The sequence below is a fragment of the Streptomyces koelreuteriae genome, assembly GCF_018604545.1.
Classification (GTDB): Bacteria; Actinomycetota; Actinomycetes; order Streptomycetales; family Streptomycetaceae; genus Streptomyces; species Streptomyces koelreuteriae.
Genome location: NZ_CP075896.1, coordinates 7,084,035 through 7,110,203 on the forward strand (window position 1 = coordinate 7,084,035; position 26,169 = coordinate 7,110,203).

A 26,169-nucleotide genomic window follows, 5' to 3' on the forward strand; every position below is an offset into this window, starting at 1 on the left:
ATGAGCAAGATCCTTATCCGTGGTGCGAAGGTGCTGGGCGGCGAGCCGCAGGACGTGCTGATCGACGGCGGGACCATCGCCCAGGTGGGTGCCGGTCTGAGCGCCGAGGGTGCCGAGGTCGTCGAGGCCGAGGGCAAGGTGCTGCTGCCGGGCCTGGTCGATCTGCACACCCATCTGCGCGAGCCCGGCCGTGAGGACTCCGAGACCGTCCTGACCGGCACGCGGGCGGCGGCGAGCGGCGGCTACACCACCGTGTTCGCCATGGCCAACACCTTCCCGGTCGCCGACACCGCCGGTGTCGTCGAGCAGGTCTGGCGGCTCGGCAAGGAGCACGGCTACTGCGACGTCCAGCCGATCGGTGCCGTCACCGTCGGCCTGGAGGGCAGGAAGCTCGCCGAGCTGGGCGCCATGCACGAGTCGGCCGCCGGTGTCACCGTCTTCTCCGACGACGGCAAGTGCGTCCACGACGCCGTGATCATGCGCCGCGCCCTGGAGTACGTGAAGGCCTTCGGCGGTGTCGTCGCGCAGCACGCGCAGGAGCCGCGGCTGACCGAGGGCGCCGAGATGAACGAGGGCATCGTCTCCGCCGAGCTGGGGCTCGGGGGCTGGCCCGCGGTGGCCGAAGAATCGATCATCGCCCGGGATGTCCTGCTCGCCGACCACGTCGGCTCCCGCGTCCACATCTGCCACCTGTCGACCGCCGGCTCCGTCGAGATCGTCCGCTGGGCCAAGTCCCGCGGCATCGCCGTCACCGCCGAGGTCACCCCGCACCACCTCCTCCTCACGGATGAGCTGGTGCGCACCTACAACCCGGTCTACAAGGTCAACCCGCCGCTGCGCACCGAGCGCGACGTGCTGGCCCTGCGCGAGGCGCTCGCCGACGGCACCATCGACATCGTCGCCACCGACCACGCCCCGCACCCGCACGAGGACAAGGACTGCGAGTGGGCCGCGGCCGCCATGGGCATGGTCGGCCTGGAGACCGCGCTGTCAGTGGTGCAGGAGACCATGGTCGACACGGGTCTGCTGGACTGGGCCGGCGTCGCCGACCGGATGTCCGTCAAGCCCGCGCAGATCGGACAGGCCACGGGCCATGGACGTCCCGTCTCGGCAGGTGAGCCCGCCAACCTCACCCTGGTCGACACGGCATACCGTGGGCTCGTGGAACCCGCGGGCTTCGCCTCGCGCAGCCGCAACACCCCCTACGAGGGGCGTGAGCTGCCGGGCCGTGTGACGCACACGTGGCTGCGGGGCAAGGCCACGCTCGTCGACGGGAAGCTCACGTGACACCTGTACTCCTGCTGGCCGCCGAGAAGGAATCGGCGCAAGTGACCGACTGGGCCGCCCGCATCGGCTGGGTCGTCGGCCTCGCCCTGTTCGTCGCGCTCGTCTACTGGCTGATGCGCGAGGGCTGGAAGTGGCGCGGCACCCTCCAGGGCGACCTGCCCGAGCTGCCCGTCGCCCCGGACGACCCGGGGGCCGAGAAGCTGGCCCTGAGCGGCCGCTACCACGGCTCCACCACGGCCGGTCAGTGGCTCGACCGCATCGTGGCCCGGGGCCTGGGCACCCGCAGCCGCGTCGAGCTCACCCTCACGGACGCCGGCCTCGACGTCGTACGCCCCGGGGCGAGCGACTTCTTCGTCCCGGCCGCACAGCTGCGTGAGGCCCGGCTCGACAAGGGCATCGCAGGCAAGGTCCTCACCGAGGGCGGCCTGCTGATCGTGACCTGGGAGCACGGCGACCGGCTGATCGACTCCGGGTTCCGCTCCGACCACGCGGCCGAGCACAACGAGTGGGTCGAAGCCATCAACACCATGATCGAAACGAACACCAGGGAAGGCGTCGAACGATGACCACCTCCACCAGGGGAGCCGTGAAAACTCCCGCCGTACTCGTCCTGGAGGATGGCCGTATCTTCCGCGGCCGTGCCTACGGGGCCGTGGGGGAGACCTTCGGCGAAGCGGTGTTCTCCACCGGCATGACCGGCTACCAGGAGACCCTCACCGACCCCTCGTACCACCGCCAGGTCGTGGTGATGACCGCCCCGCACGTGGGCAACACCGGTGTGAACGACGAGGACCCCGAGTCCAAGAAGATCTGGGTCTCCGGATACGTCGTGCGCGACCCCGCGCGCGTGCCGTCCAACTGGCGCTCCCGGCGCTCGCTGGACGAGGAGCTGGCGAAGCAGGGCGTCGTCGGCATCTCCGGCATCGACACCCGCGCCCTCACCCGCCATCTGCGCGAGCGCGGCGCCATGCGCGTCGGCATCTTCAGCGGCGAGGCGGTGCGGGAGGACGGCGCGCTGCTGGCCCGCGTCCAGGAAGCCCCCCAGATGAAGGGCGCGAACCTCTCCGCCGAGGTCGCCACCACCGAGCCGTACGTCGTGCCCGCGATCGGTGAGAAGAAGTTCACCGTCGCCGCCGTCGACCTCGGCATCAAGGGCATGACCCCGCACCGCATGGCCGAGCGCGGCATAGAGGTGCACGTGCTCCCCGCCACCGCGACCGTCGAGGACGTCTACGCGGTCGACCCGGACGGCGTGTTCTTCTCCAACGGCCCCGGCGACCCGGCCACCGCCGACCACCCCGTCTCCGTCATGCGGGGCGTCCTGGAGCGCGGCACCCCGCTCTTCGGCATCTGCTTCGGCAACCAGATCCTGGGCCGCGCCCTCGGCTTCGGCACCTTCAAGCTGAAGTACGGCCACCGCGGCATCAACCAGCCCGTGCAGGACCGTACGACCGGCAAGGTCGAGGTCACCGCGCACAACCACGGCTTCGCCGTCGACGCACCGCTCGACCGGGTCTCCGAGACCCCGTTCGGCCGCGCCGAGGTGTCGCACGTCTGCCTGAACGACAACGTGGTGGAGGGGCTGCGGCTTCTCGACCGCCCCGCCTTCAGCGTCCAGTACCACCCCGAAGCGGCAGCCGGCCCGCACGACGCCGCCTACCTGTTCGACCGCTTCGTATCCCTGATGGAGGGCCAGCGTGCCTAAGCGCACCGATATCCAGTCCGTCCTGGTCATCGGCTCCGGCCCGATCGTCATCGGCCAGGCCGCCGAGTTCGACTACTCCGGCACCCAGGCGTGCCGCGTCCTGAAGGCCGAAGGCCTCCGGGTCATCCTGGTGAACTCCAACCCGGCGACGATCATGACCGACCCGGAGATCGCCGACGCCACGTACGTCGAGCCGATCACCCCCGAGTTCGTCGAGAAGATCATCGCCAAGGAGCGCCCGGACGCCCTGCTGCCCACCCTGGGCGGCCAGACGGCCCTCAACACGGCGATCTCGCTGGACGAGGCCGGCACCCTCGCCAAGTACGGCGTCGAGCTGATCGGCGCCAACGTCGAGGCGATCAACAAGGGCGAGGACCGCGACCTCTTCAAGGAGGTCGTCGAGGCCGTCCGCGGCAAGATCGGGCACGGCGAGTCCGCCCGCTCGGTCATCTGCCACTCCATGGACGACGTCCTCGCGGGCGTCGACACGCTCGGCGGCTACCCGGTCGTCGTCCGCCCCTCCTTCACCATGGGCGGCGCCGGCTCCGGCTTCGCCCACGACGAGGAGGAGCTGCGCCGCATCGCCGGGCAGGGCCTCACCCTCTCGCCGACCACCGAGGTGCTCCTGGAGGAGTCCATCCTCGGCTGGAAGGAGTACGAGCTGGAGCTGATGCGCGACAAGCACGACAACGTCGTGGTCGTCTGCTCCATCGAGAACTTCGACCCCATGGGCGTCCACACCGGCGACTCGATCACGGTCGCCCCGGCGATGACCCTCACCGACCGCGAGTACCAGACCCTGCGGGACATCGGCATCGCCGTCATCCGCGAGGTCGGCGTCGACACCGGCGGCTGCAACATCCAGTTCGCGGTCAACCCCGAGGACGGTCGCGTGATCGTCATCGAGATGAACCCGCGCGTGTCGCGTTCCTCGGCGCTCGCCTCCAAGGCGACCGGCTTCCCGATCGCCAAGATCGCCGCCAAGCTCGCCGTCGGCTACACGCTCGACGAGATCCCGAACGACATCACGCAGGAGACCCCGGCCTCCTTCGAGCCGACGCTCGACTACGTGGTCGTGAAGGCCCCGCGCTTCGCCTTCGAGAAGTTCCCGCAGGCCGACTCCACCCTCACCACCACCATGAAGTCGGTCGGCGAGGCCATGGCCATCGGCCGCAACTTCACCGAGGCCTTCCAGAAGGCCCTGCGCTCGCTGGAGAAGAAGGGCAGCCAGTTCACCTTCGTCGGCGAGCCCGGCGACAAGGCCGAGCTGCTCCGCGAGTCCGTCCGGCCCACCGACGGCCGCATCAACACCGTCATGCAGGCCATCCGCGCGGGCGCCACCCCCGAGGAGATCTTCGAGTACACGAAGATCGACCCGTGGTTCGTCGACCAGCTCTTCCTGATCAAGGAGATCGCCGACGAGCTGGCCGAGGCGCCCGAACTGACCGCCGACCTCATCGCCGAGGCCAAGCGGCACGGCTTCTCCGACACCCAGATCGGCGAGATCCGCGGCCTGCGCGAGGACGTCGTCCGCGAGGTCCGGCACGCGCTGGGCATCCGCCCGGTCTACAAGACGGTCGACACCTGCGCCGCCGAGTTCGCCGCCAAGACGCCGTACTTCTACTCCTCCTACGACGAGGAGAGCGAGGTCGCGCCCCGCGAGAAGCCGGCCGTCATCATCCTGGGCTCCGGCCCGAACCGCATCGGCCAGGGCATCGAGTTCGACTACTCCTGCGTCCACGCCTCCTTCGCCCTGAGCGACGCGGGCTACGAGACCGTGATGGTCAACTGCAACCCGGAGACGGTCTCCACGGACTACGACACCTCCGACCGCCTGTACTTCGAGCCGCTGACGCTGGAAGACGTGCTGGAGATCGTCCACGCCGAGCAGCAGGCCGGACCCGTCGCGGGCGTCGTCGTCCAGCTCGGCGGCCAGACCCCGCTGGGCCTGTCGCAGGCGCTCAAGGACAACGGCGTGCCGATCGTCGGCACCTCCCCGGAGGCCATCCACGCCGCCGAGGACCGGGGCGCCTTCGGACGGGTCCTCCAGGAGGCCGGCCTCCCGGCCCCCAAGCACGGCACCGCCACCACCTTCGCCGAGGCCAAGGCCATCGCCGACGAGATCGGCTACCCGGTCCTGGTCCGCCCGTCGTACGTCCTCGGCGGGCGCGGCATGGAGATCGTCTACGACGAGACGCGCCTGGAGGCGTACATCTCCGAGTCGACGGAGATCAGCCCGTCCCGGCCGGTCCTGGTCGACCGGTTCCTCGACGACGCGATCGAGATCGACGTCGACGCCCTCTACGACGGCCAGGAGCTCTACCTCGGCGGCGTCATGGAGCACATCGAGGAGGCCGGCATCCACTCCGGCGACTCGGCGTGCGCCCTGCCCCCGATCACGCTCGGCGGCTTCGACGTCAAGCGCCTGCGCGCCTCCACGGAGGGCATCGCCAAGGGCGTAGGCGTCCGCGGCCTGATCAACATCCAGTTCGCGCTCGCGGGCGACATCCTCTACGTCCTGGAGGCCAACCCGCGCGCCTCCCGGACCGTCCCCTTCACCTCGAAGGCGACGGCGGTGCCGCTGGCCAAGGCCGCCGCCCGGATCTCGCTGGGCGCGACCATCGCCGAGCTGCGCGCCGAGGGCCTGCTCCCGGCCACCGGCGACGGCGGCGAGCTCCCGCTCGACGCGCCGATCTCCGTCAAGGAGGCCGTCATGCCGTGGTCGCGCTTCCGCGACATCCACGGCCGCGGCGTCGACACCGTCCTCGGCCCGGAGATGCGCTCCACCGGCGAGGTCATGGGCATCGACTCCGTCTTCGGCACGGCGTACGCCAAGTCGCAGGCGGGCGCGTACGGCCCGCTGCCCACCAAGGGCCGCGCCTTCATCTCCGTCGCCAACCGCGACAAGCGCTCGATGATCTTCCCGGCGCGTGAGCTGGTCGCCCACGGCTTCGAGCTGATGGCCACGTCCGGCACGGCCGAGGTCCTCAAGCGCAACGGCATCAACGCCACCATCGTGCGCAAGCAGTCCGAGGGCACCGGCCCGAACGGCGAGAAGACCATCGTCCAGCTCATCCACGACGGCGAGGTCGACCTCATCGTCAACACCCCGTACGGCACGGGTGGCCGCCTCGACGGCTACGACATCCGTACGGCGGCCGTGGCACGGTCCGTGCCCTGCCTGACGACGGTCCAGGCGCTCGCGGCGGCGGTCCAGGGCATCGACGCCCTCAACCGCGGCGACGTGAGCGTCCGGTCGCTCCAGGAACACGCGGAACATCTGACCGCGGCCCGCGACTAGCAGCCCCGAGGGGGACACCGGAAACGGTGTCCCCCTCTTCGTGAGGACGCCACGTCTTCGTGAGGACATCATGTACAAGATCTTCTTCAGTCTGTTCTTCAAGCGGCTGGACCCGGAGCAGGCGCACCACCTCGCCTTCCGCTGGATCCGCCTGGCCGCCCGCGTGCCCGTGCTGCGCACCTTCCTTGCGGCCGCCCTCGCGCCCCGCCACAAGGAGCTGCGCACCGAGGCCTTCGGGCTGCGCATGCACGGCCCCTTCGGGCTCGCGGCGGGCTTCGACAAGAACGCCGTGGGCATCGACGGCATGGCGATGCTCGGCTTCGACCATGTCGAGATCGGCACGGTGACCGGCGAGCCGCAGCCCGGCAACCCCAAGCAGCGGCTGTTCCGGCTGGTCGAGGACCGGGCGCTGATCAACCGCATGGGCTTCAACAACGACGGCTCGCTCCGCGTCGCCGCCCGCCTGGCCTCCCGTACGCCGGTCTTCAAGACGGTCGTCGGCGTCAACATCGGCAAGACCAAGGTCGTACCCGAGGAGGAGGCCGTCGCGGACTACGTGAAGTCCGCCGAGCGGCTGGCGCCCTACGCCGACTACCTGGTCGTCAACGTCTCCTCCCCGAACACGCCCGGTCTGCGCAATCTGCAGGCCACCGAGGCGCTGCGCCCCCTGCTCAGCGCCGTCCGCGAGGCCGCCGACGGCGCGGTGTCCGCGCGGCGTGTCCCGCTCCTGGTCAAGATCGCGCCGGACCTCGCCGACGAGGACATCGACGCGGTCGCCGACCTCGCCGTGGAACTGGGCCTGGACGGCATCATCGCCACCAACACCACCATCGCGCGCGACGGACTCGGCCTGACGTCCGGCCCCGCCCTGGTCAAGGAGACCGGCGGCCTGTCCGGGGCACCCCTCAAGGAACGCTCCCTGGAGGTCCTGCGCCGCCTCTACGCGCGCGTGGGCGACCGGATCACCCTGGTGGGCGTGGGCGGCGTCGAGAACGCCGAGGACGCCTGGCAGCGCATCCTGGCCGGTGCCACGCTGGTCCAGGGCTACAGCGCCTTCATCTATGAGGGGCCGTTCTACGCCCGCGCCCTCCACAAGGGGCTCGCCGCCCGCCTGGCCACCAGCCCGTACACCACGCTCGCCGACGCGGTGGGCGCCGATGTGAGGAAGACGGCATGAGTTCTTTCGAACCCTTCGGCGCGCGCCTGCGCCGGGCCATGGACGAGCGCGGCCCGCTCTGCGTCGGCATCGACCCGCACGCCTCCCTGCTCGCCGAGTGGGGCCTGAACGACGACGTGGCCGGCCTGGAGCGGTTCAGCCGCACGGTCGTCGAGGCGCTGGCCGACCGGGTCGCGGTGCTCAAGCCGCAGAGCGCGTTCTTCGAGCGGTTCGGCTCGCGCGGACTGGCCGTCCTGGAGACATCGGTGGCCGAGGCGCGGGCGGCGGGCGCCCTGGTCGTCATGGACGCCAAGCGCGGCGACATCGGCTCGACCATGGCCGCGTACGCCGAGTCGTTCCTGCACAAGGACGCGCCGCTGTTCTCCGACGCACTGACGGTCTCGCCCTACCTCGGCTACGGCTCGCTCAGCCCGGCCGTCGCCCTGGCCCGGGAGAGCGGCGCCGGGCTGTTCGTGCTGGCGCTGACCTCCAACCCGGAGGGCGGCGAGGTCCAGCACGCCGTACGGTCCGACGGCCGGAACATCGGAGCGACGATGCTCGCCCACCTGTCCGCCGAGAACGCGGGGGAGGAGCCACTGGGGTCCTTCGGCGCGGTCGTCGGGGCCACCCTCGGTGACCTGTCGTCGTACGACCTGGACATCAACGGCCCGCTCCTCGCGCCCGGCATCGGCGCCCAGGGGGCCACGCCGGCCGATCTTCCGGGGGTCTTCGGCGCGGCGGTGGGCAATGTCGTGCCGAACGTCAGCCGGGGAGTGCTACGCCACGGTCCCGACGCGGTCGCGCTGCGTGACGCCGCGGAACGCTTCGCTCAGGAGATCCGTCACGCTGTGACCTCCTCCTGACGACTTCCTGACCTTCTTGTGAGTCCTCCGACGAGTGGCCGGGGGAGGGCTTGAGTCTGAATACATCCTCAAATCCGGGGCAGTATGTCCTAAATGTCTGTTCAGATGAAGGCTGACCAGGACTTTTCCGCTGTTCTCGCTGACTCTGGCGGACTTGCCCGCTAGTCTCCGACGAGAGTCAACGGGCAAGCGTGTTGCTCGTGGCTCCCCAGGTGTGGGGCGACTAGGTTCCTCACCGGTCCGTATCCGACAGTTCGACATCCGAGGTGACGTAGGCGTGGCTCTTCCGCCCCTTACCCCTGAACAGCGCGCAGCCGCGCTCGAAAAGGCCGCCGCGGCTCGCCGGGAGCGGGCCGAGGTCAAGAATCGACTCAAGCACTCCGGCGCCTCCCTTCACGAGGTCATCAAGCAGGGCCAGGAGAACGACGTCATCGGCAAGATGAAGGTCTCCGCTCTCCTTGAGTCCCTGCCGGGCGTGGGCAAGGTCCGCGCCAAGCAGATCATGGAGCGACTCGGTATCTCCGAGAGCCGTCGTGTGCGCGGCCTCGGGTCCAACCAGATCGCCTCCCTGGAGCGCGAGTTCGGCAGCACCGGTTCCTGAACCGGGCACTCCGGGGGAGCGAGTCCCGGGCACTCCGGGATTGCTGGATAATCGCTGCATGGCTGCAACACCCCGGGGGACGACCCCCGTACCCCCGGACGTACGTCCGCGGCTGACCGTGCTCTCCGGCCCCTCAGGGGTCGGCAAGAGCACGGTCGTCGCCCATATGCGCAAGGAACACCCCGAGGTCTGGCTCTCGGTGTCGGCGACGACCCGCAAGCCCCGCCCCGGCGAGAAGCACGGTGTCCACTACTTCTTCGTCACCGACGACGAGATGGACAAGCTGATCGCCAACGGCGAACTGCTCGAGTGGGCCGAGTTCGCCGGCAACCGCTACGGCACGCCGCGTGCGGCCGTGCAGGAGCGCCTGGAGGCCGGTGAGCCGGTCCTCCTCGAGATCGACCTGCAGGGCGCCCGTCTGGTCCGGGAGTCGATGCCCGAGGCCCAGCTGGTGTTCCTGGCTCCGCCCTCCTGGGAGGAGCTGGTGCGCAGGCTCACCGGGCGGGGCACCGAACCGCCCGAGGTGATCGAGCGGCGGCTGGAGGCGGCGAAGATCGAACTCGCCGCGGAGCCGGAGTTCGACACCACCCTGGTCAACACCTCCGTCGAGGACGTGGCTCGCGAGCTGCTAGCCTTGATGGACGTGGTGTGACCATCGCTGATCGACTCGATCCTCGCTGATCACCCCGACCATTCTTTCCCATCCATCGGAAGGTAGAGCGTGTCCTCTTCCATCTCCGCGCCCGAGGGCATCATCAACCCGCCGATCGACGAGCTTCTCGAGGCCACGGACTCGAAGTACAGCCTCGTGATCTACGCGGCCAAGCGGGCCCGCCAGATCAACGCGTACTACTCGCAGCTCGGCGAGGGCCTCCTCGAGTACGTCGGTCCCCTCGTCGACACCCACGTCCACGAGAAGCCGCTCTCGATCGCCCTCCGCGAGATCAACGCGGGGCTGCTCACGTCCGAGGCCATCGAGGGCCCGGCGCAGTAAGTAGTATTTCCAGCTTGACGCTGACTTTTCCACAGGCCCGGCAGGTCGACTGCCGGGCCTGTGGTGTGTCATGGAGTCGTACGGTGTGCCGGTTGCCGAGGTCCGGGGAGAAGCGTGGACAAGCCGAAGGTCGTTCTGGGGGTCAGCGGCGGCATCGCCGCGTACAAGGCCTGTGAGCTGCTGCGGCGGCTGACGGAGTCGGGCCATGACGTGCGCGTGGTGCCCACCGCCTCCGCGCTGCACTTCGTCGGCGCCGCCACCTGGTCCGCGCTCTCCGGGCACCCGGTCTCCACCGAGGTGTGGGACGACGTCCACGAGGTCCCGCACGTCCGCATCGGACAGCACGCCGACCTGGTCGTCGTCGCCCCGGCCACCGCCGACATGCTCGCCAAGGCCGCCCACGGCCTCGCCGACGACCTGCTGACCAACACCCTGCTCACCGCCCGATGTCCGGTCGTCTTCGCGCCCGCCATGCACACGGAGATGTGGGAGCACCCGGCCACCCAGGAGAACGTGGCGACGCTGCGCCGCCGCGGTGCCGTCGTCATCGAGCCGGCCGTGGGCCGTCTCACCGGCGTCGACACCGGCAAGGGCCGGCTGCCCGACCCGGGTGAGATCTTCGAGGTGTGCCGCCGGGTCCTGGCCCGGGGCGTGGGCGAGCCGGACCTCACGGGACGGCATGTCGTGGTCAGCGCGGGCGGCACCCGCGAGCCCCTGGACCCGGTGCGGTTCCTGGGCAACCGCTCCTCCGGCAAACAGGGCTACGCCCTCGCCCGCACCGCGGCCGCCCGCGGCGCCCGTGTCACCCTGATCGCGGCCAACAGCACCCTGCCGGACCCGGCCGGGGTGGACGTCGTCCCCGTCGGCACCGCCGCGCACCTGCGCGAGGAGGTGCTCAGAGCCGCAGCCGACGCCGACGCCGTGGTCATGGCGGCGGCGGTGGCGGACTTCCGGCCGGTCACCTACGCGGCCGGGAAGATCAAGAAGAAGGACGACCAGGAGCCGGAGCCGATCGCCCTGGCGCGGAATCCGGACATCCTCGCGGAGATCTCCACCGGCCGGATCCGCCCCGGACAGGTGATCGTCGGCTTCGCCGCGGAGACGGACGACGTGCTCGCCAACGGCCGCGCCAAACTGAAGCGCAAGGGCTGCGATCTGCTGGTGGTGAACGAGGTCGGGGAGCGCAAGACCTTCGGCTCCGAGGAGAACGAGGCCGTCGTGCTCGGCGCCGACGGCAGCGAGACCCCGGTGCCCCACGGGCCCAAGGAAGCCCTGGCCGAAACCGTGTGGGACCTGGTGGCCGGGCGCCTCGGCTGATGTTTCAGTCACCCTGCGCCTGTGTGAACCCCGGCCGATCGGGGCGTGGCGCCTCTGGCCAACCTCGACCGACATTGGGCAGAATGCCCGTGCCGCAGGTCACAGCACTCCCGAGTGGCGAGACAGGGGGGCCGTGGCCGAAGCGTGACCCGTAAACTGTTCCACGGACGGCGTGAGGTGCAGCCCCCGCCGTTCGCCAATGATCAGACAGCAGCCGCTGCAACCCCAGGGAGCGTTGTGTCCCGTCGCCTGTTCACCTCGGAGTCCGTGACCGAGGGTCACCCTGACAAGATCGCTGACCAGATCAGCGACACCATCCTCGACGCGTTGCTCCGCGAGGACCCGACCTCTCGGGTCGCCGTCGAGACGCTGATCACGACCGGCCTGGTACACGTGGCCGGCGAGGTCACGACCAAGACGTACGCGGACATCGCGACGCTGGTCCGGAACAAGATCCTCGAAATCGGCTACGACTCCTCGAAGAAGGGCTTCGACGGCGCCTCCTGCGGCGTCTCGGTGTCCATCGGCGCGCAGTCCCCGGACATCGCCCAGGGTGTCGACACGGCGTACGAGTCCCGTGTCGAGGGCGACGAGGACGAGCTCGACAAGCAGGGCGCCGGTGACCAGGGCCTGATGTTCGGCTACGCGACGGACGAGACGCCGACGCTCATGCCGCTGCCGATCTTCCTGGCGCACCGCCTCTCGAAGCGCCTGTCCGAGGTGCGCAAGAACGGCACCATCCCCTACCTGCGCCCGGACGGAAAGACCCAGGTCACCATCGAGTACGACGGTGACAAGGCGGTCCGTCTGGACACCGTCGTGGTCTCCTCCCAGCACGCCTCGGACATCGACCTGGACTCGCTGCTGGCTCCGGACATCAAGGAGTTCGTGGTCGAGCCGGAGCTGAAGGCGCTGCTCGACGAGGGCATCAAGATCGACACGGAGAACTACCGTCTCCTGGTCAACCCCACCGGCCGCTTCGAGATCGGCGGCCCGATGGGCGACGCCGGCCTGACCGGCCGCAAGATCATCATCGACACCTACGGCGGCATGGCCCGCCACGGCGGCGGTGCCTTCTCCGGCAAGGACCCGTCCAAGGTCGACCGCTCCGCCGCGTACGCGATGCGCTGGGTCGCCAAGAACGTCGTCGCCGCGGGCCTCGCGACCCGCTGCGAGGTCCAGGTGGCGTACGCGATCGGCAAGGCCGAGCCGGTGGGCCTGTTCGTCGAGACCTTCGGCACGGCCAAGATCGACACGGACAGGATCGAGAAGGCGATCGACGAGGTCTTCGACCTCCGTCCGGCCGCCATCATCCGCGACCTCGACCTGCTCCGCCCGATCTACGCCCAGACCGCGGCGTACGGCCACTTCGGCCGCGAGCTTCCCGAGTTCACCTGGGAGCAGGCGGACCGCGTGGACGCGCTGCGCAAGGCGGCGGGCCTGTAGGTCCGACGCCTTCACGGCACCGAGCGAGGCCCGGCACCCTTCGGGGGGCCGGGCCTCGTCGCTACCCCGGGGGCCCTTCCGGCGCCGTCGGTTGTCAGTGGTGTTTGGTAAGAATGCAAGCGTGAGCAGCGAGAACGAACAGGCGGACGGCGGCGTCGAGGGTGCGCCGCCCGAGCAGCTCGCGCTCATCCGGGAGAGCGTGCGGAAGGCCAAGACGCCCCGGGCCAAGCCGCGGACCTGGCGGGGAGCCGCGCTCGCCAAGGAGCTTCCCGTCGCGCGTGTCCTCGTCGACAAGGGCGTGCTCCATCTCGACCGGTACTTCGACTACGCGGTGCCCGAGGAGCTGGACGCCGAGGCCCAGCCGGGCGTGCGGGTGCGGGTGCGGTTCGGGGCCGGGCGGCACCGGGTGCGGGACGGACGGCGCGAGGGCGGCGGGCTGATCGACGGGTTCCTCGTCGAGCGACTGGCCGAGTCCGAGTACTCCGGGCCGCTGGCCGCCCTCGCCCAGGTCGTGTCGCCCGAGCCGGTGCTGAGCGAGGAACTGCTGGGGCTCGCCCGCGCGGTCGCCGACCGGTACGCGGGCAGCCTCGCCGACGTCCTGCAACTCGCCGTACCCCCGCGCAACGCGCGCGCCGAGCAGCGCGCCTCTCCCGCCCCCCTGCCGCCGCCCCCGGCCCCCGAGCCGGGCTCCTGGCAGCGGTACGAGCGGGGAGCGGCCTTCGTGGAGTCCCTGGCGTCAGGGGGCGCGCCAAGGGCCGTGTGGAACGCGCTGCCGGGGCCGCAGTGGAGCGAGGAGCTGGCACGGGCCGTCGCGGCGACACTGGCCTCCGGGCGCGGGGCGCTCGTCGTCCTGCCCGACGGCCGGGCCGTCGCAAGGGCCGACGCCGCCCTGACCGCCCTGCTCGGGGAGGGGCGGCATGCCGTGCTCACCGCCGACGCGGGGCCCGAGAAGCGGTACGCGCAGTGGCTCGCGGTGCGGCGCGGTTCCGTCCGGGCCGTGATCGGGACGCGGGCCGCGATGTTCGCCCCGGTCCAGGACCTCGGGCTCGTGGCCCTCTGGGACGACGGCGACGACAGCCACAGCGAGCAGCACGCCCCGCAGCCCCACGCACGGGAGGTGCTCCTGCTGCGGGCGGCCCAGGACAAGTGCGCCTTCCTGCTGGGCGGCTGGGGCTGCACGGTGGAGGCCGCACAGCTCGTCGAGAGCGGGTGGGCCCGGCCGCTGGTCGCCGGACGGGAGCAGGTGCGGGGGGCCGCTCCGCTCGTACGGACCGTGGGGGACGGGGACCTCGCCCGGGACGAGGCCGCCCGGGCCGCCCGGCTGCCCACCCTCGCCTGGCAGGCCGTCAGGGAGGGCTTGAAGCACGGCCCGGTGCTGGTGCAGGTGCCCCGGCGGGGATATGTGCCGCGCATGGCGTGCGCCAACTGCCGGGCGCCCGCGCGCTGCCGGCACTGCTCCGGGCCGATGGAGACGCGGGACGGCGGTGCCCTGTGCTGCGGCTGGTGCGGCCAGGAGGAGAGCGGCTGGCACTGCCCGGAGTGCGGCGCCTTCCGGCTGCGCGCCTCGGTGGTGGGCGCGCGGCGGACCGCCGAGGAACTCGGGCGCGCCTTCCCCGCGGTTCCGGTGCGGACCTCGGGGCGTGAACACGTGCTCGACACGGTGCCGGGAGCGCCCGCGCTGGTGGTGAGCACACCGGGTGCCGAACCGGTCGCCGAGGGCGGGTACGCGGCAGCGCTGCTGCTCGACGGCTGGGCGATGCTCGGGCGGCCCGACCTCAGGGCCGGGGAGGACGCGTTGCGGCGGTGGATCGCGGCCGGGGCACTCGTCCGGCCGCAGTCGGCCGGTGGCACGGTGGTGGTCGTCGCCGAGCCGACGCTGCGACCCGTCCAGGCGCTCGTACGGTGGGACCCCGTCGGTCACGCGGTGCGGGAACTCTCCGAGCGGGCCGAGCTGGGATTTCCGCCGGTGTCGCGGATGGCGGCCGTGTCGGGGCTGCCGGAGGCGGTGGCCGAGTTTCTCCGTACGGCCGAACTGCCGCCGGAGGCCGAGGTGCTGGGGCCGGTGCCGCTGCCCGTCACCGCCGCCGGGCGACCGCGGCGGGCGGGGGCGCCGCCGCCCGGGGAGCAGTGGGAGCGCGCGTTGCTGCGGGTGCCGCCCGGGAAGGGGGCCGCGCTGGCCGCCGCGCTCAAGTCCGCGCAGGCCGCGCGGATGGCCCGGGGGAGTGGGAGCGGGGCAGGCGTCTGGGTGCGGATCGATCCGGCTGACATCGGCTGACATCGGGTGAGGGGTCGGAGGAGGGCCGGCCGGGCGTCACCCGGATGTGCGACTGCCCTCCCGGAGGCGTCCGGGAGGGCAGGGCAGAGAAGGCGGTTCAGCCGTTGCGCGGGCCGGGGAACGCCGTCGGCCGTACCTCGTCGCGGAGAGCGGGGCTGCCCGCCGTCGGCTGCGTGGGCATGGAGCGCGCCGCGGGGACCGTCGGGACCGTGGGCAGGCCGGTGGGCATGCCGACCGTGCGACTGCCCGTCGGCTCCGGTGCGCGCTCCGGCTCGGCCGCGGCCGACGGGGCAGTGGTCGCGGCACGGCGTGCGCCGTAGCGGCGGTGCACCGCCTGTTTGGTGACTCCGAGCGCGGAGCCCACCGCGTCCCACGAGAAGCCGAGTGAGCGGTCGAAGTCCACGGCCGCGGTGACCAGGGTCTCGACACTGTCCCGCAGCTCCTGGGCGAGACGTACCGTCGGGGCGGGGGCGCGTCCGTAGACGACGAAGCCCGTGGAGGGGCCGGAGCGGCGCGGGCGGTAGACGTTGCCCAGCTGGGCGGTGAGTGTGCGCAGTGCGTCCACCTGCCGGCGGACCCGCTCGATGTCCCGCACCAGCAAGTGCAGGCTGGCCCGAGCCTGGGCGTCGTGGGTTGCGTGGTCGGCCATGAACAAGCCTCTCGAACCGGCGTTGAAAGGAATGGGCCGTGATCACGGCCCGTTGTGGTCAACTCTGTCTTGACCAACGCGGATTCGCTCCGCGGGTCACGGTGTGGGGGCGTAGGGGCATATGCGTGCGCCTGTTTGCGCGGGGCGTGCGCCTTGGCCTTCGGCCTTTGGCGGGGTCTCCCACCCGCGCACCGCCCGTAACAGTCGATCAAGAGGCTGAGCTCTCCCGTGGGGGCCCGGCGCCGTCGGCGGCTTTCCGTCGGTGGCTCATAGACTGGTGTGCTGCCCGTCGTTCATCCTCGCCCGAGAGGCCCCCATCACCCCATGAAGCTCGTCTTCGCCGGTACTCCCGAGGTCGCCGTTCCCGCTCTGGACGCTCTTCTCGCCTCCGGGCGGCACGAGGTGGCCGCTGTCGTCACGCGGCCCGACGCGCCGGCCGGGCGCGGGCGCAGGCTGGTCGCGTCGCCCGTCGCCGAGCGCGCGGAGGAGGCCGGGATCGAGGTGCTGAAGCCCGCGAAGCCGAAGGACCCCGAGTTCCTCGCGCGGCTGCGGGAGATCGCGCCGGACTGCTGCCCCGTCGTCGCGTACGGGGCGCTGCTGCCGCGTGTCGCCCTCGACGTGCCCGCCCACGGCTGGGTCAATCTGCACTTCTCCCTGCTGCCCGCCTGGCGAGGGGCCGCGCCCGTGCAGCACTCCATCATGGCCGGGGACGAGATCACCGGGGCGTCGACCTTCCTGATTGAGGAAGGGCTCGACTCGGGGCCGGTGTACGGGACGGTGACCGAGGAGATCCGGGCCACCGACACCAGCGGGGACCTGCTGACGCGGCTCGCCTTCGCCGGTGCCGGGCTGCTCGCGGCGACCATGGACGGGATCGAGGACGGCACGCTCAAGGCCGTACCGCAGCCCGCCGACGGCATCAGCCACGCCCCGAAGGTCAACGTCGAGGACGCGCACCTCGACTGGGCCGCTCCCGCGCTGCGCGTCGACCGGATGGTGCGGGGCTGCACCCCGGCCCCCGGCGCCTGGACCACGTTCCGCGGTGAGCGGCTCAAGCTCATCCAGGTCGCCCCCGTGCCCGACCGGACGGACCTCGGCCCGGGGCAGATCGCCGCGGGGAAGAACAACGTGTACGTCGGCACCGGTTCGTACGGTGTCGAGCTGCTGTGGGTGCAGGCGCAGGGCAAGAAGCCGATGAGGGCGGCGGACTGGGCGCGCGGCGTGCGGATCAGCGAGGGGGAGCGGCTCGGGGGCTGATGCCCCTGCTCCGGCGGCGTAGGCTGGGCGGCGCACTTCTTCTCACACCCGGAGCACCTTTTTCGTGAGCGAACAGCCCCGTCGGCCCCGCCCGTCCGGCAAGCCCTACCGCCGGCCCAAGAAGGACCCCGTCCGCATCCTCGCCTTCGAGGCGCTGAGGGCCGTGGACGAGCGGGACGCCTACGCCAACCTCGTCCTGCCGCCGTTGCTGCGCAAAGCGCGGGAGAACGAGGGACCCGAGAAGTTCGACGCACGGGACGCGGCCCTCGCCACCGAGCTGGTCTACGGGACGCTGCGGTGGCAGGGGACGTACGACGCGGTCATCGCGGACTGCGTCGACCGGCCGCTCGGGGACGTCGACCCGCCGGTGCTGGACGTGCTGAGCCTCGGCGCGCACCAGTTGCTCGGGACGCGGATCCCGACCCACGCGGCCGTGTCCGCCACCGTCGAACTCGCGCGGGTCGTGCTCGGCGACGGGCGGGCCAAGTTCGTCAACGCGGTGCTGCGGAAGATCGCGCAGGCCGATCTGGACGGCTGGCTCGAGCGGGTCGCGCCGCCCTACGACGAGGATCCCGAGGACCACCTCGCCGTCGTCCACTCGCATCCGCGGTGGGTCGTGTCCGCGCTGTGGGACTCCCTCGGCGGCGGGCGCGCCGGCATAGAGGAGCTGCTGCGCGCCGACAACGAGCGGCCCGAGGTGACCTTGGTGGCGCGGCCCGGGCGGGCCACCGCCGAGGAACTGCTCGACGAGGACGCCGCCGTGCCCGGGCGCTGGTCGCCGTATGCCGTACGGCTGACCGAGGGCGGCGAGCCGGGTGCCATCGAGGCCGTCCGGGAGGGGCGCGCGGGCGTGCAGGACGAGGGCAGCCAGCTCGTCGCGCTCGCCCTCGCGGGCGCGCCGTTGGACGGGCCCGACCGGCGGTGGCTGGACGGGTGCGCGGGCCCCGGCGGCAAGGCCGCGCTGCTCGGCGCCCTCGCCGCCGAGCGGGGCGCGACGCTGCTCGCCTCCGAGAAGCAGCCGCACCGGGCCGGGCTCGTCGCTAAAGCGCTGGCCGGCAACCCCGGGCCGTATCAGGTGATCACCGCGGACGGGACCCGCCCGGCATGGCGGCCCGGCAGCTTCGACCGGGTCCTGGTCGATGTGCCGTGCACCGGCCTCGGCGCCCTGCGGCGTCGCCCCGAGGCACGCTGGCGGCGCCGGCCCGACGACCTGGAGGGGTTCGCTCCGCTGCAGCGCGGGCTGCTGCGCACCGCCCTGGAGTCGGTGCGGGTCGGCGGAGTCGTGGGCTACGCGACGTGCTCGCCGCATCTCGCCGAGACCCGGGCCGTCGTCAGCGACGTGCTCAAGCAGATCCCGGACACCGACCTCGTCGACGCGCGGCCGCTGCTGCCCGGCGTACCGGACCTGGGCGACGGCCCCGACGTCCAGCTCTGGCCGCATCTGCACGGGACCGACGCCATGTACCTGGCCCTCATTCGTCGGACCGGCTGACCCCCGCCCGGTCGCTCTCCTGGTGCCCCGCACCGCCGTCCTCCCGGGACAGCCGGTGCGGCCACCACACCTTCGGTCCCATGTCCAGGAACAGGGACGTCACCAGGACCGAGCGCACGATGAACGTGTCGATGAGGACGCCGAGGGCGACCGCGAAGCCGATCTCGGCGAAGGCGACCATCGGGAGGGTGCCGAGGGCGGCGAACGTGCCGGCCAGCACCAGGCCCGCGGAGGTGATGACCGCGCCGGTCGCGGCGAGGCCCGTGACCACGCCCTGTCTGGTGCCCTGGCGGGCCGCCTCCTCGCGGATACGGGTGGTGAGGAAGATGTTGTAGTCGATGCCCAGGGCGACCAGGAAGACGAAGACGAACAAGGGGAAGTCGGTCGCCTCGCCCGCGTAGTCGAAGATGTGGCGGAACGCGAGCGCACTGATGCCCAGGGCCGCCGCGAACGACAGGATCACCGTGCCGATCAGCAACAGCGGGGCGATCAGGGCACGCAGCAGGACACAGAGGATCAGCAGGACGACCAGCAGCACCAGCGGGATGATCAGTATGTTGTCGTGCGTGGTCGCCTCGTCCATGTCGAGCAGGGCCGCCGTACCGCCGCCCACCTGGGCGTCGGCGCCCGGCACCGCGTGCACGGCGTCCCGGACCCGCTCCACCGTCTGCTTGGCGGCCTCGCTGTCCGCCGGGGCGGTCATGGTCGCCTCGAAGAGGACCTTGCCCTCGTAGATCGGTTTCGTGCCCGGCGGCAGGCCCAGCGACGTCGGGACCACGCCTTGCGTCTCCGCGACCGTGCGGCCCACCTGCTCGGCCTGCGCCCGGTTGCTCACGATGACCAGGGGATCGCCGCTGCCCGCCGGGAAGTAGCGCGCCGACACCTCCTGGCCGGTGATCGAGTCCGGTTTCCCGGTGAACGCGTCCGCGTTGCTGATGCCCTCCGCGCGCAGCTGGATCAGGCCCAGTGAGCAGATCGCCAGGGCCGCAGCCGTCGCGGCCCAGGTGATCCGCGGGCGGCCGGCGATCCGGCGGCCCGTGCGCGCCCAGATGCCGCGCTCGGTCGGGTCGGAGCTGCCGTAGTGCGGGATCGCCGGCCAGAAGATCCACCGGCCGCAGATCACCAGCAGGGCCGGGAACAGGCTCATCATCGCCAGCAGGGCGACGGCGACACCGATCGCGGCGACCGGGCCCAGGCCGCTCGTGGAGTTCATCTCGGCGGCCAGCAGCACCAGCATGCTCAGGACGACCGTCGCGCCGGAGGCGAGCACCGCGGGGCCGGCCCGGTGCAGCGCCAGGGCCATCGCCTCGTGCCGGTCCTCGTGCCGGCGCAACTCCTCCCGGTAGCGGGCGACCAGCAACAGGGCATAGTCCGTCCCCGCGCCGAAGACGAGCACGGTGAGGATGCCGGCGCTCTGGCCGTTGACCGTCAGGCCCGCGTGCTCGGCCAGCAGATAGATCAGCGCCTGGGAGGTGAACAGCGCGCAGACCACCGCCACCAGCGGGACGATCAGCAGGGTCAGGCTGCGGTAGGTGATGAGCAGCATGACGATGACGACGACCATCGCCGAGAACAGCAGCGTCGAGTCGATGCCCTCGAAGGCCTCGGCGAAGTCCGCGGACGTGCCGCCCGGGCCGGTGATGTGCACGGCCATACCGCCGCCGCCCTCGCCGACGTCCTCCCGGATGGAGTCGACGGCGGGCGAGATCCGCTCCCAGCCCTGCTCGTCCATCGTGATCGGCACGAGAACCTGCGCGGCCCGGGGGTCGACCTGCCGGTCGTAGACCGGCCCGCGGGTCTCAGCGCCCCGGATGCCGTGGTCCCGCAGCTCCTTGAGCTGCCGCACGTCCTCGGCGATCTGCGCCCGGTCCTGGGCCGTCAGCCCGCCGTCCCGAGCGTAGATCACGACCGCCGGGATCTGCTCCGGCCGGAAGTCCTCGGAGATCTCCAGCACCTGCGTCGACTCCGCCGACCCCGGCAGCCAGGACGCCGCGTCGTTGTCCTGGGCGTCGGTGAGCTTCATGGCGAAGGGCGCGGCGACGAACAGCACGACCAGCCACAACACCAGCACCAGCCACTTGGCCCGCCGCCCGCAGACGAGATGCCCGATGCCCTGCTTACCGGTCATGGAGTCTCCCTCGGCGAATGCGCCCCGTAAGGGGCGCGGGGAACTGCGCGAGCGACCCCATACCACCCGCAGCCGAACGGATCAGCCGCCCTTTCGAGACCCCCACCGCCCAAGCCCAGCGCAGCGCATAGGCTTGGGCCATGGCCGCGCAGATCAACCCCAGCATCCTGTCCGCCGACTTCGCTCGCCTCTCGGACGAGGCCAAGGCGGTGGAGGGAGCCGACTGGCTCCACGTCGACGTCATGGACAACCATTTCGTCCCGAACCTCACGCTCGGGGTGCCGGTCGTAGAGTCGCTCGCCCGTGCGACGGACACTCCGCTGGACTGCCATCTGATGATCGAGGCCCCCGATCGGTGGGCGCCCCAGTACGTGGAAGCGGGGGCCGGTTCCGTCACCTTCCATGTCGAGGCGGCCGCCGCTCCGGTCCGGCTGGCCCGGGAGATCAGGGCCAAGGGCGCCCGCGCCTCCATGGCGCTGAAGCCCGCGACCCCCATCGAGCCGTACGAGGACCTGCTCCCCGAGCTCGACATGCTGCTGATCATGACGGTGGAACCGGGCTTCGGGGGACAGGCCTTTCTCGACATCATGCTTCCGAAGATTCGCCGCACCCGCGAGTTGATCAGCAAGCATGGACTGGAGCTCTGGCTCCAGGTCGACGGCGGAGTTTCGGCGTCCACCATCGAGCGCTGCGCCGACGCCGGAGCCGATGTCTTCGTGGCCGGATCGGCGGTCTACGGGGCAAAAGACCCGGCCCAGGCGGTACGTGCACTACGCACGCAGGCGGAGGCGGCGACGGCCAAGGCATCCTGGGCCTGCGACCACTGAGCCACAGCAAGGTGAACGGCTTCGATCAGGGCTGATCAAGTGCGCCGGATCTGCAAGGATGAACGGCGAATCCAGAGTGTGAACAGCAGTGAGGAGATCGCCGTGTCGGGTATGTCGGCGGGCCGGTCAGCCATGCGGATGGGACCCGCTGAGCTGGTGCAGGCGGCGGCCATGGCCCGCCGCTTCTACCTCGAGGGCAAGTCCAAGATCCAGATCGCCGAGGAGTTCGGCGTCAGCCGCTTCAAGGTGGCCCGGGTCCTGGAGACCGCCCTCGAACGGGATCTCGTGCGTATCGAGATCCGTGTGCCGGCCGAGCTGGACGCGGAGCGCTCGGACGCGCTCCGCGCCCGCTACGGCCTCAGGCACGCTGTCGTGGTCGAGTCCCCGGCCGAGGCCGAGGAGACACCCGACCCCGAGAACCTGGGAGAAGTGGCCGCCGACCTGCTCGGCGAACTGGTCAACGAAGGTGATGTGCTGGGACTGGCCTGGGGCCGTTCCACGATCCACATGGCGGCGGCGCTCGACCGGCTGCCGCCGTGCACGGTGGTGCAGCTGACGGGCGTGTACGACGCCGGGACCGCCGAGCGCGGCTCGGTCGAGGCCGTACGCCGCGCCGCCCAGGTGTCCGGGGGTGACGCCCACCCCATCTACGCGCCGATGCTGCTGCCCGACGCGGCCACGGCCACGGCCCTGCGCAACCAGACGGGTATCGCCCGGGCCTTCGAGCACTTCGACAAGGTCACCGTCGCCTGTGTCTCGATCGGCTCCTGGGAGCCGGGCATCTCCACGGTGCACGACATGCTCAGTGACGAGGAGCGCGCGCACTACGCCTCCCTCGGTGTCGCCGCCGAGATGTCCGCGCACCTCTTCGACGCCGAGGGCCGCCGGGTCGGCCGGGACCTGGGCGAGCGGTGCATCACCGTCAAGACGCACCAGCTCCGCCGCGTCCCCGAGGTCGTCGCCATCGCGGGCGGGCAGCGCAAGGGGCCCGCGATCGACGCGGTGCTGCGGTCCGGGCTGGTCACCAGCCTGGTCACGGACACGTCGGCGGCGGACTATCTGATGACGGCGGGCCCGGCGCCGAAGTCCGCGCTCAACAGGTCCGACCCGGACGGAGCCTGACGGATGGCGAGGGAGCCGCAGCAGATGCCGGACGACCCGGCGGGCCGGATCGTGGTCGTCCTGGACCTCGACGGGGTCACGGACAAGGCGGGCCTCATGGACCGCTGCGCCCGTGACCTGGCCCTGCCCGACTGGTTCGGCCGCAACTGGGACGCCCTCGCCGACTGCCTGGCCGACCCCGCCCTCTGGCCCGAGGGGTCCGAGGAGCGGGGGCTGCTGGTCGTCGTACGGGGCTGGCGGACGTACGCCGAGACGCGGCCGGAGGAGTGGCAGGTCGCCGAGGAGATCTTCGCCGAGGCGACCGACCGGGGCCCGGGCCTCTTCGTCACGCTCGGGCTTGGAGCATCCTCCGAGAGGCCCCCTGACCAGCCTGGATGATCTGCTCAGGGACGCCCGGGCGGTCGTCGTGGGAGAATGAAGTACGTGCTCTTTCCCCCGGACCGTCCGGTTCGGGGGTCACCTCTGAACGACTGGGATGTGCAGCACGTGCGTTTCCTCAATGACATCCAGCCCGGGTACGACCTGACGTACGACGACGTCTTCATGGTGCCGAGCCGCTCCGCGGTCGGCTCCCGGCAGGGCGTCGACCTCAGTTCCCCGGACGGCACGGGCACCACCATCCCGCTCGTCGTCGCCAACATGACCGCCATCGCCGGCCGCCGCATGGCCGAGACCGTGGCCCGCCGCGGCGGCCTCGTCGTCATACCGCAGGACATTCCGATCGACGTGGTCACCGACGTCGTCTCCTGGGTCAAGAGCCGTCATCTGGTCCTGGACACCCCGATCATCCTGGCCCCGCACCAGACCGTCGCGGACGCGCTGGCGCTGCTGCCCAAGCGCGCGCACAACGCCGGGGTCGTCGTCGACGAGAACCACAAGCCGGTCGGCGTGGTCACCGACTCCGACCTGTCCGGCGTGGACCGCTTCACGCAGCTCACCGAGGTCATGTCCCGGGACCTGCTGCTCATCGACGCGGACATGGACCCGGGCCAGGCGTTCAACACCCTCGACCACGCCAACCGCCGCTACGCCCCCGCGGTGAACAAGGACGGCACGCTCGCCGGCATCCTCACCCGCAAGGGCGCCCTGCGCGCCACGCTCTACAAGCCGGCCACCGACGCGCACGGGCGGCTGCGCATCGCCGCCGCCGTCGGCATCAACGGCGATGTCGCGGGCAAGGCCCAGCAGCTGCTGGACGCGGGCGTCGACGCGCTCGTCATCGACACCGCGCACGGCCACCAGGAGTCGATGATCAGCGCCCTGAAGCTGGTCCGCGACCTCGACCCGCGGGTCCCGATCGCCGCCGGCAACGTCGTGGCCGCCGCGGGCGTGCGCGACCTGATCGAGGCCGGCGCGGACATCGTCAAGGTCGGTGTCGGACCCGGCGCCATGTGCACCACCCGCATGATGACCGGCGTCGGCCGGCCGCAGTTCTCCGCCGTCCTGGAGTGCGCCGCCGAGGCGAGGAAGTACGGCAAGCACGTGTGGGCCGACGGCGGCGTCCGCCACCCGCGCGACGTGGCGATGGCGCTCGCGGCCGGCGCGTCCAACGTGATGGTCGGCTCCTGGTTCGCGGGCACCTACGAGTCCCCGGGCGACCTCCAGCACGACGCGCAGGGGCGGGCGTACAAGGAGTCCTTCGGCATGGCGTCCGCGCGTGCCGTGCGCAACCGCACCTCGGAGGAGTCGGCCTACGACCGCGCCCGCAAGGCGCTCTTCGAGGAGGGCATCTCCACCTCCCGCATGTTCCTCGACCCGGACCGCCCGGGCGTCGAGGACCTGATCGACTCGGTCATCGCGGGCGTCCGCTCCTCCTGCACCTACGCCGGTGCCGGCTCCCTTGAGGAGTTCGCCGAGAAGGCCATCGTCGGCATCCAGAGCGCCGCCGGCTACGCCGAGGGCAAGCCCCTGCACGCCAGCTGGAGCTGACCCGCCAACGCCCCTTCGTACGGCCCCCGGTGTCCCGCCCTGCGGGAGATCCGGGGGCCGTTCTCGTAGGCGTGGGCATGACCGGGCCGACCCCCGCACATTGCGCGTCAGGGCCCTCTGACGGCTCGTCGCGCAACGGTCGAAAGCCGTCCCGCAACGAACATCCACCGAGCCCCCAGGAACGCAACGATCTTGCGAGGGTGCGCAAGGTTGCTGCATTTCACCAGCAACGCCGATCCTCGTAGGCTGTCGCCTCGTACGTGGCGTGGCAGGGACCCCGCTCGGTGGGTCTCTGCTCCAGAGGTGCCGCCGGCCCCTGCCGCCCTGACCGGCAGCGATGAAGGAGCCAGCGCGTGCTCGACCAAGGCGCACCCCCGCACAGCAGTAGTCAGACCGCCCCGCCCGCCCGGGGCGTCGGTGCGCGCCTCATGCGTCGCAAGCCGGTGGAAAGCCTGGTCGCCGAGGGTGGCCAGGGTGAGGGAGGGTCGCTGCGGCGCTCCCTCGGCCTGTGGCAGCTCACCATGATCAGCATCGGTGCCACCCTCGGCACCGGCATCTTCGTCGTCCTGGGCGAGGCCGTGCCCAAGGCGGGCCCGGCCGTCACGCTGTCCTTCGTCATCGCCGGCCTCACCGCCCTGTTCTCGGCCCTGTCGTACGCCGAGCTCGCCGGCACCATCCCGGTCGCCGGATCCTCGTACTCGTATGCGTACGCAACGATGGGCGAGCTGATCGCCTGGGTCTGCGGCTGGTGCCTGGTCCTGGAGTACGGCGTGTCCGTCGCCGCCGTCGCGGTCGGCTGGGGCGAGTACCTCAACGAACTGCTCGACGGGACCATAGGCGTTACCATCCCGGCCGCCCTGTCCGCGCCGCCCGGCGACGGCGGTGTGTTCAACCTGCCCGCGCTGATCGTCGTCCTGCTCGCGATGGCGTTCCTGCTGGGCGGCGCCAAGGAGTCCGCCCGCGCCAACACCGTCATGGTCATCGTGAAGATCGCCGCGCTGGTGATGTTCTGCGCCATCGGCGTCCAGGGCTTCCGCTCCGGCAACTACGAGAACTTCATGCCGCTCGGCATGGCGGGCGTCAGCGCCGCCGGGGCCACGCTGTTCTTCTCCTACATCGGCTTCGACGCCGCCTCCACCGCCGGCGAGGAGGCGAAGAACGCCCAGCGCGACCTGCCCCGCGCGATCATGCTGTCGCTGGTCATCGTCACGGCGCTGTACGTCCTCGTCGCCGCCGTCGCGGTCGGCGCCAAGCCCTGGAAGAACTTCACCGACTCCGAGGCCGCCCTCGCCCAGATCATGCGCGAGGTCACCGGGCAGACCTTCTGGGGCACGCTGCTGGCCTTCTGCGCGGTCATCGCCATCGCGAGCGTGGTCCTGACCGTGCTCTACGGCCAGACCCGCATCCTCTTCGCCATGTCCCGCGACGGGCTGGTGCCCAAGGTCTTCTCCAAGGTCCACCCGAAGACCAAGACCCCCCGCGCCAACACCCTGATCGTGTCGCTGTTCTGCGGTGTTCTCGCCGCCGCGATCCCGCTCGGGCAACTCGCCGACGCCACCAGCATCGGCACCCTGTTCGCCTTCGCGCTCGTCAATGTGGCCGTCGTCGTCCTGCGCCGGACCCGCCCGGACATGCCCCGCACCTTCCGGGTGCCGCTCTCCCCGGTCATGCCGGCGCTGGGCTTCGGCTTCTGCATCTGGATGATGGGCAGCCTCTCGGCCGTGACCTGGGTGGTCTTCGGTGTCTGGATGGCCGTCGGGCTCGTGTTCTACTTCGGGTACGGCTATCGCCGTTCCCGACTCGCACCATCCGAAAAGTGA

The 26,169-nt window shown here is 71.4% G+C and carries 21 protein-coding genes; 19 read left to right on the plus strand and 2 right to left on the minus strand.

What is annotated here, in order from left to right:
* From KJK29_RS31990 to KJK29_RS32045, 12 genes are all read left to right on the plus strand, one after another.
* Positions 1 to 1,287, plus strand: coding sequence for a dihydroorotase (locus KJK29_RS31990; protein WP_215122642.1), 1,287 nt, complete (start codon positions 1 to 3; stop codon positions 1,285 to 1,287).
* Entirely contained in the window at positions 1,284 to 1,853 is a 570-nt protein-coding gene (locus tag KJK29_RS31995) for a PH-like domain-containing protein (RefSeq protein WP_215122643.1), read from the plus strand. The genes KJK29_RS31990 and KJK29_RS31995 overlap by 4 nt, the downstream gene beginning before the upstream one ends.
* Complete coding sequence (gene carA / locus KJK29_RS32000) at positions 1,850 to 2,992, plus strand: glutamine-hydrolyzing carbamoyl-phosphate synthase small subunit (RefSeq protein ID WP_215122644.1); 1,143 nt, start codon at positions 1,850 to 1,852, stop codon at positions 2,990 to 2,992. Before KJK29_RS31995 ends, carA begins: the two co-directional genes overlap by 4 nt.
* Positions 2,985 to 6,293 carry a carbamoyl-phosphate synthase large subunit gene (gene carB / locus KJK29_RS32005; RefSeq protein ID WP_215122645.1) on the plus strand — a complete coding sequence of 1,103 codons (3,309 nt, stop codon included), beginning with the start codon at positions 2,985 to 2,987 and terminating at the stop codon, positions 6,291 to 6,293. Before carA ends, carB begins: the two co-directional genes overlap by 8 nt.
* Before the next feature lie 70 nt (positions 6,294 to 6,363).
* Positions 6,364 to 7,470 carry a quinone-dependent dihydroorotate dehydrogenase gene (locus KJK29_RS32010; RefSeq protein WP_215122646.1) on the plus strand — a complete coding sequence of 369 codons (1,107 nt, stop codon included), beginning with the start codon at positions 6,364 to 6,366 and terminating at the stop codon, positions 7,468 to 7,470.
* Positions 7,467 to 8,312, plus strand: coding sequence for an orotidine-5'-phosphate decarboxylase (gene pyrF / locus KJK29_RS32015; RefSeq protein ID WP_215122647.1), 846 nt, complete (start codon positions 7,467 to 7,469; stop codon positions 8,310 to 8,312). The genes KJK29_RS32010 and pyrF overlap by 4 nt, the downstream gene beginning before the upstream one ends.
* Positions 8,313 to 8,589: 277 nt before the next feature.
* Complete coding sequence (locus KJK29_RS32020; RefSeq protein WP_003977346.1) at positions 8,590 to 8,913, plus strand: integration host factor; 324 nt, start codon at positions 8,590 to 8,592, stop codon at positions 8,911 to 8,913.
* 58 nt (positions 8,914 to 8,971) lie between these two features.
* Positions 8,972 to 9,565, plus strand: coding sequence for a guanylate kinase (gene gmk, locus KJK29_RS32025; protein WP_184597168.1), 594 nt, complete (start codon positions 8,972 to 8,974; stop codon positions 9,563 to 9,565).
* A 69-nt stretch (positions 9,566 to 9,634) separates the two neighbouring features.
* Positions 9,635 to 9,907 carry a DNA-directed RNA polymerase subunit omega gene (gene rpoZ, locus KJK29_RS32030; protein WP_003977348.1) on the plus strand — a complete coding sequence of 91 codons (273 nt, stop codon included), beginning with the start codon at positions 9,635 to 9,637 and terminating at the stop codon, positions 9,905 to 9,907.
* Between the two features lie 114 nt (positions 9,908 to 10,021).
* Positions 10,022 to 11,224, plus strand: a complete 1,203-nt coding sequence (gene coaBC / locus KJK29_RS32035) for a bifunctional phosphopantothenoylcysteine decarboxylase/phosphopantothenate--cysteine ligase CoaBC (protein ID WP_215122648.1) — start codon at positions 10,022 to 10,024, stop codon at positions 11,222 to 11,224.
* 237 nt (positions 11,225 to 11,461) lie between these two features.
* Positions 11,462 to 12,670: a methionine adenosyltransferase gene (gene metK, locus KJK29_RS32040; RefSeq protein WP_215122649.1), complete on the plus strand. Its 1,209-nt coding sequence runs from the start codon at positions 11,462 to 11,464 to the stop codon at positions 12,668 to 12,670.
* A gap of 121 nt (positions 12,671 to 12,791) precedes the next feature.
* Positions 12,792 to 14,945, plus strand: a complete 2,154-nt coding sequence (locus tag KJK29_RS32045; RefSeq protein ID WP_215122650.1) for a primosomal protein N' — start codon at positions 12,792 to 12,794, stop codon at positions 14,943 to 14,945.
* A gap of 97 nt (positions 14,946 to 15,042) precedes the next feature.
* Here KJK29_RS32045 and KJK29_RS32050 read toward each other — a convergent pair whose 3' ends face one another.
* Entirely contained in the window at positions 15,043 to 15,594 is a 552-nt protein-coding gene (locus tag KJK29_RS32050) for a hypothetical protein (RefSeq protein WP_215122651.1), read from the minus strand.
* A gap of 324 nt (positions 15,595 to 15,918) precedes the next feature.
* On the opposite strand from KJK29_RS32050, the gene fmt reads away from it, so the two are divergent.
* Positions 15,919 to 16,851: a methionyl-tRNA formyltransferase gene (gene fmt, locus KJK29_RS32055; protein WP_215122652.1), complete on the plus strand. Its 933-nt coding sequence runs from the start codon at positions 15,919 to 15,921 to the stop codon at positions 16,849 to 16,851.
* A gap of 64 nt (positions 16,852 to 16,915) precedes the next feature.
* Positions 16,916 to 18,343, plus strand: a complete 1,428-nt coding sequence (locus KJK29_RS32060; RefSeq protein ID WP_215122653.1) for an RsmB/NOP family class I SAM-dependent RNA methyltransferase — start codon at positions 16,916 to 16,918, stop codon at positions 18,341 to 18,343.
* Here the strand turns inward: KJK29_RS32060 and KJK29_RS32065 are convergent.
* Complete coding sequence (locus KJK29_RS32065; protein ID WP_215122654.1) at positions 18,324 to 20,471, minus strand: MMPL family transporter; 2,148 nt, start codon at positions 20,469 to 20,471, stop codon at positions 18,324 to 18,326. The genes KJK29_RS32060 and KJK29_RS32065 overlap by 20 nt on opposite strands.
* Positions 20,472 to 20,611: 140 nt before the next feature.
* On the opposite strand from KJK29_RS32065, the gene rpe reads away from it, so the two are divergent.
* From rpe to KJK29_RS32090, 5 genes are all read left to right on the plus strand, one after another.
* Positions 20,612 to 21,298 carry a ribulose-phosphate 3-epimerase gene (rpe, locus tag KJK29_RS32070; RefSeq protein WP_215122655.1) on the plus strand — a complete coding sequence of 229 codons (687 nt, stop codon included), beginning with the start codon at positions 20,612 to 20,614 and terminating at the stop codon, positions 21,296 to 21,298.
* Positions 21,299 to 21,376: 78 nt separating this feature from the next.
* Positions 21,377 to 22,420, plus strand: a complete 1,044-nt coding sequence (locus tag KJK29_RS32075; RefSeq protein ID WP_215122656.1) for a sugar-binding transcriptional regulator — start codon at positions 21,377 to 21,379, stop codon at positions 22,418 to 22,420.
* A gap of 24 nt (positions 22,421 to 22,444) precedes the next feature.
* A complete protein-coding gene (locus KJK29_RS32080; protein ID WP_184597157.1) occupies positions 22,445 to 22,798 on the plus strand; it encodes a barstar family protein in 354 nt (117 codons plus the stop codon).
* Between the two features lie 108 nt (positions 22,799 to 22,906).
* Entirely contained in the window at positions 22,907 to 24,349 is a 1,443-nt protein-coding gene (locus tag KJK29_RS32085; RefSeq protein WP_215122657.1) for a GuaB1 family IMP dehydrogenase-related protein, read from the plus strand.
* Positions 24,350 to 24,702: 353 nt separating this feature from the next.
* Positions 24,703 to 26,169 carry an amino acid permease gene (locus KJK29_RS32090; RefSeq protein ID WP_215122658.1) on the plus strand — a complete coding sequence of 489 codons (1,467 nt, stop codon included), beginning with the start codon at positions 24,703 to 24,705 and terminating at the stop codon, positions 26,167 to 26,169.

Excerpts from the sequence above, each read along its gene's own strand:
- rpe (WP_215122655.1), top strand. The coding sequence starts at position 20,612 with ATGGCCGCGCAGATCAACCCCAGCATCCTGTCCGCCGACTTCGCTCGC.
- gmk (WP_184597168.1), top strand. The coding sequence starts at position 8,972 with ATGGCTGCAACACCCCGGGGGACGACCCCCGTACCCCCGGACGTACGT.
- KJK29_RS32050 (WP_215122651.1), bottom strand. The coding sequence starts at position 15,594 with ATGGCCGACCACGCAACCCACGACGCCCAGGCTCGGGCCAGCCTGCAC.
- carA (WP_215122644.1), top strand. The coding sequence starts at position 1,850 with ATGACCACCTCCACCAGGGGAGCCGTGAAAACTCCCGCCGTACTCGTC.
- KJK29_RS32010 (WP_215122646.1), top strand. The coding sequence starts at position 6,364 with ATGTACAAGATCTTCTTCAGTCTGTTCTTCAAGCGGCTGGACCCGGAG.
- KJK29_RS32080 (WP_184597157.1), top strand. The coding sequence starts at position 22,445 with ATGCCGGACGACCCGGCGGGCCGGATCGTGGTCGTCCTGGACCTCGAC.
- KJK29_RS32065 (WP_215122654.1), bottom strand. The coding sequence starts at position 20,471 with ATGACCGGTAAGCAGGGCATCGGGCATCTCGTCTGCGGGCGGCGGGCC.
- pyrF (WP_215122647.1), top strand. The coding sequence starts at position 7,467 with ATGAGTTCTTTCGAACCCTTCGGCGCGCGCCTGCGCCGGGCCATGGAC.
- fmt (WP_215122652.1), top strand. The coding sequence starts at position 15,919 with ATGAAGCTCGTCTTCGCCGGTACTCCCGAGGTCGCCGTTCCCGCTCTG.
- KJK29_RS31990 (WP_215122642.1), top strand. The coding sequence starts at position 1 with ATGAGCAAGATCCTTATCCGTGGTGCGAAGGTGCTGGGCGGCGAGCCG.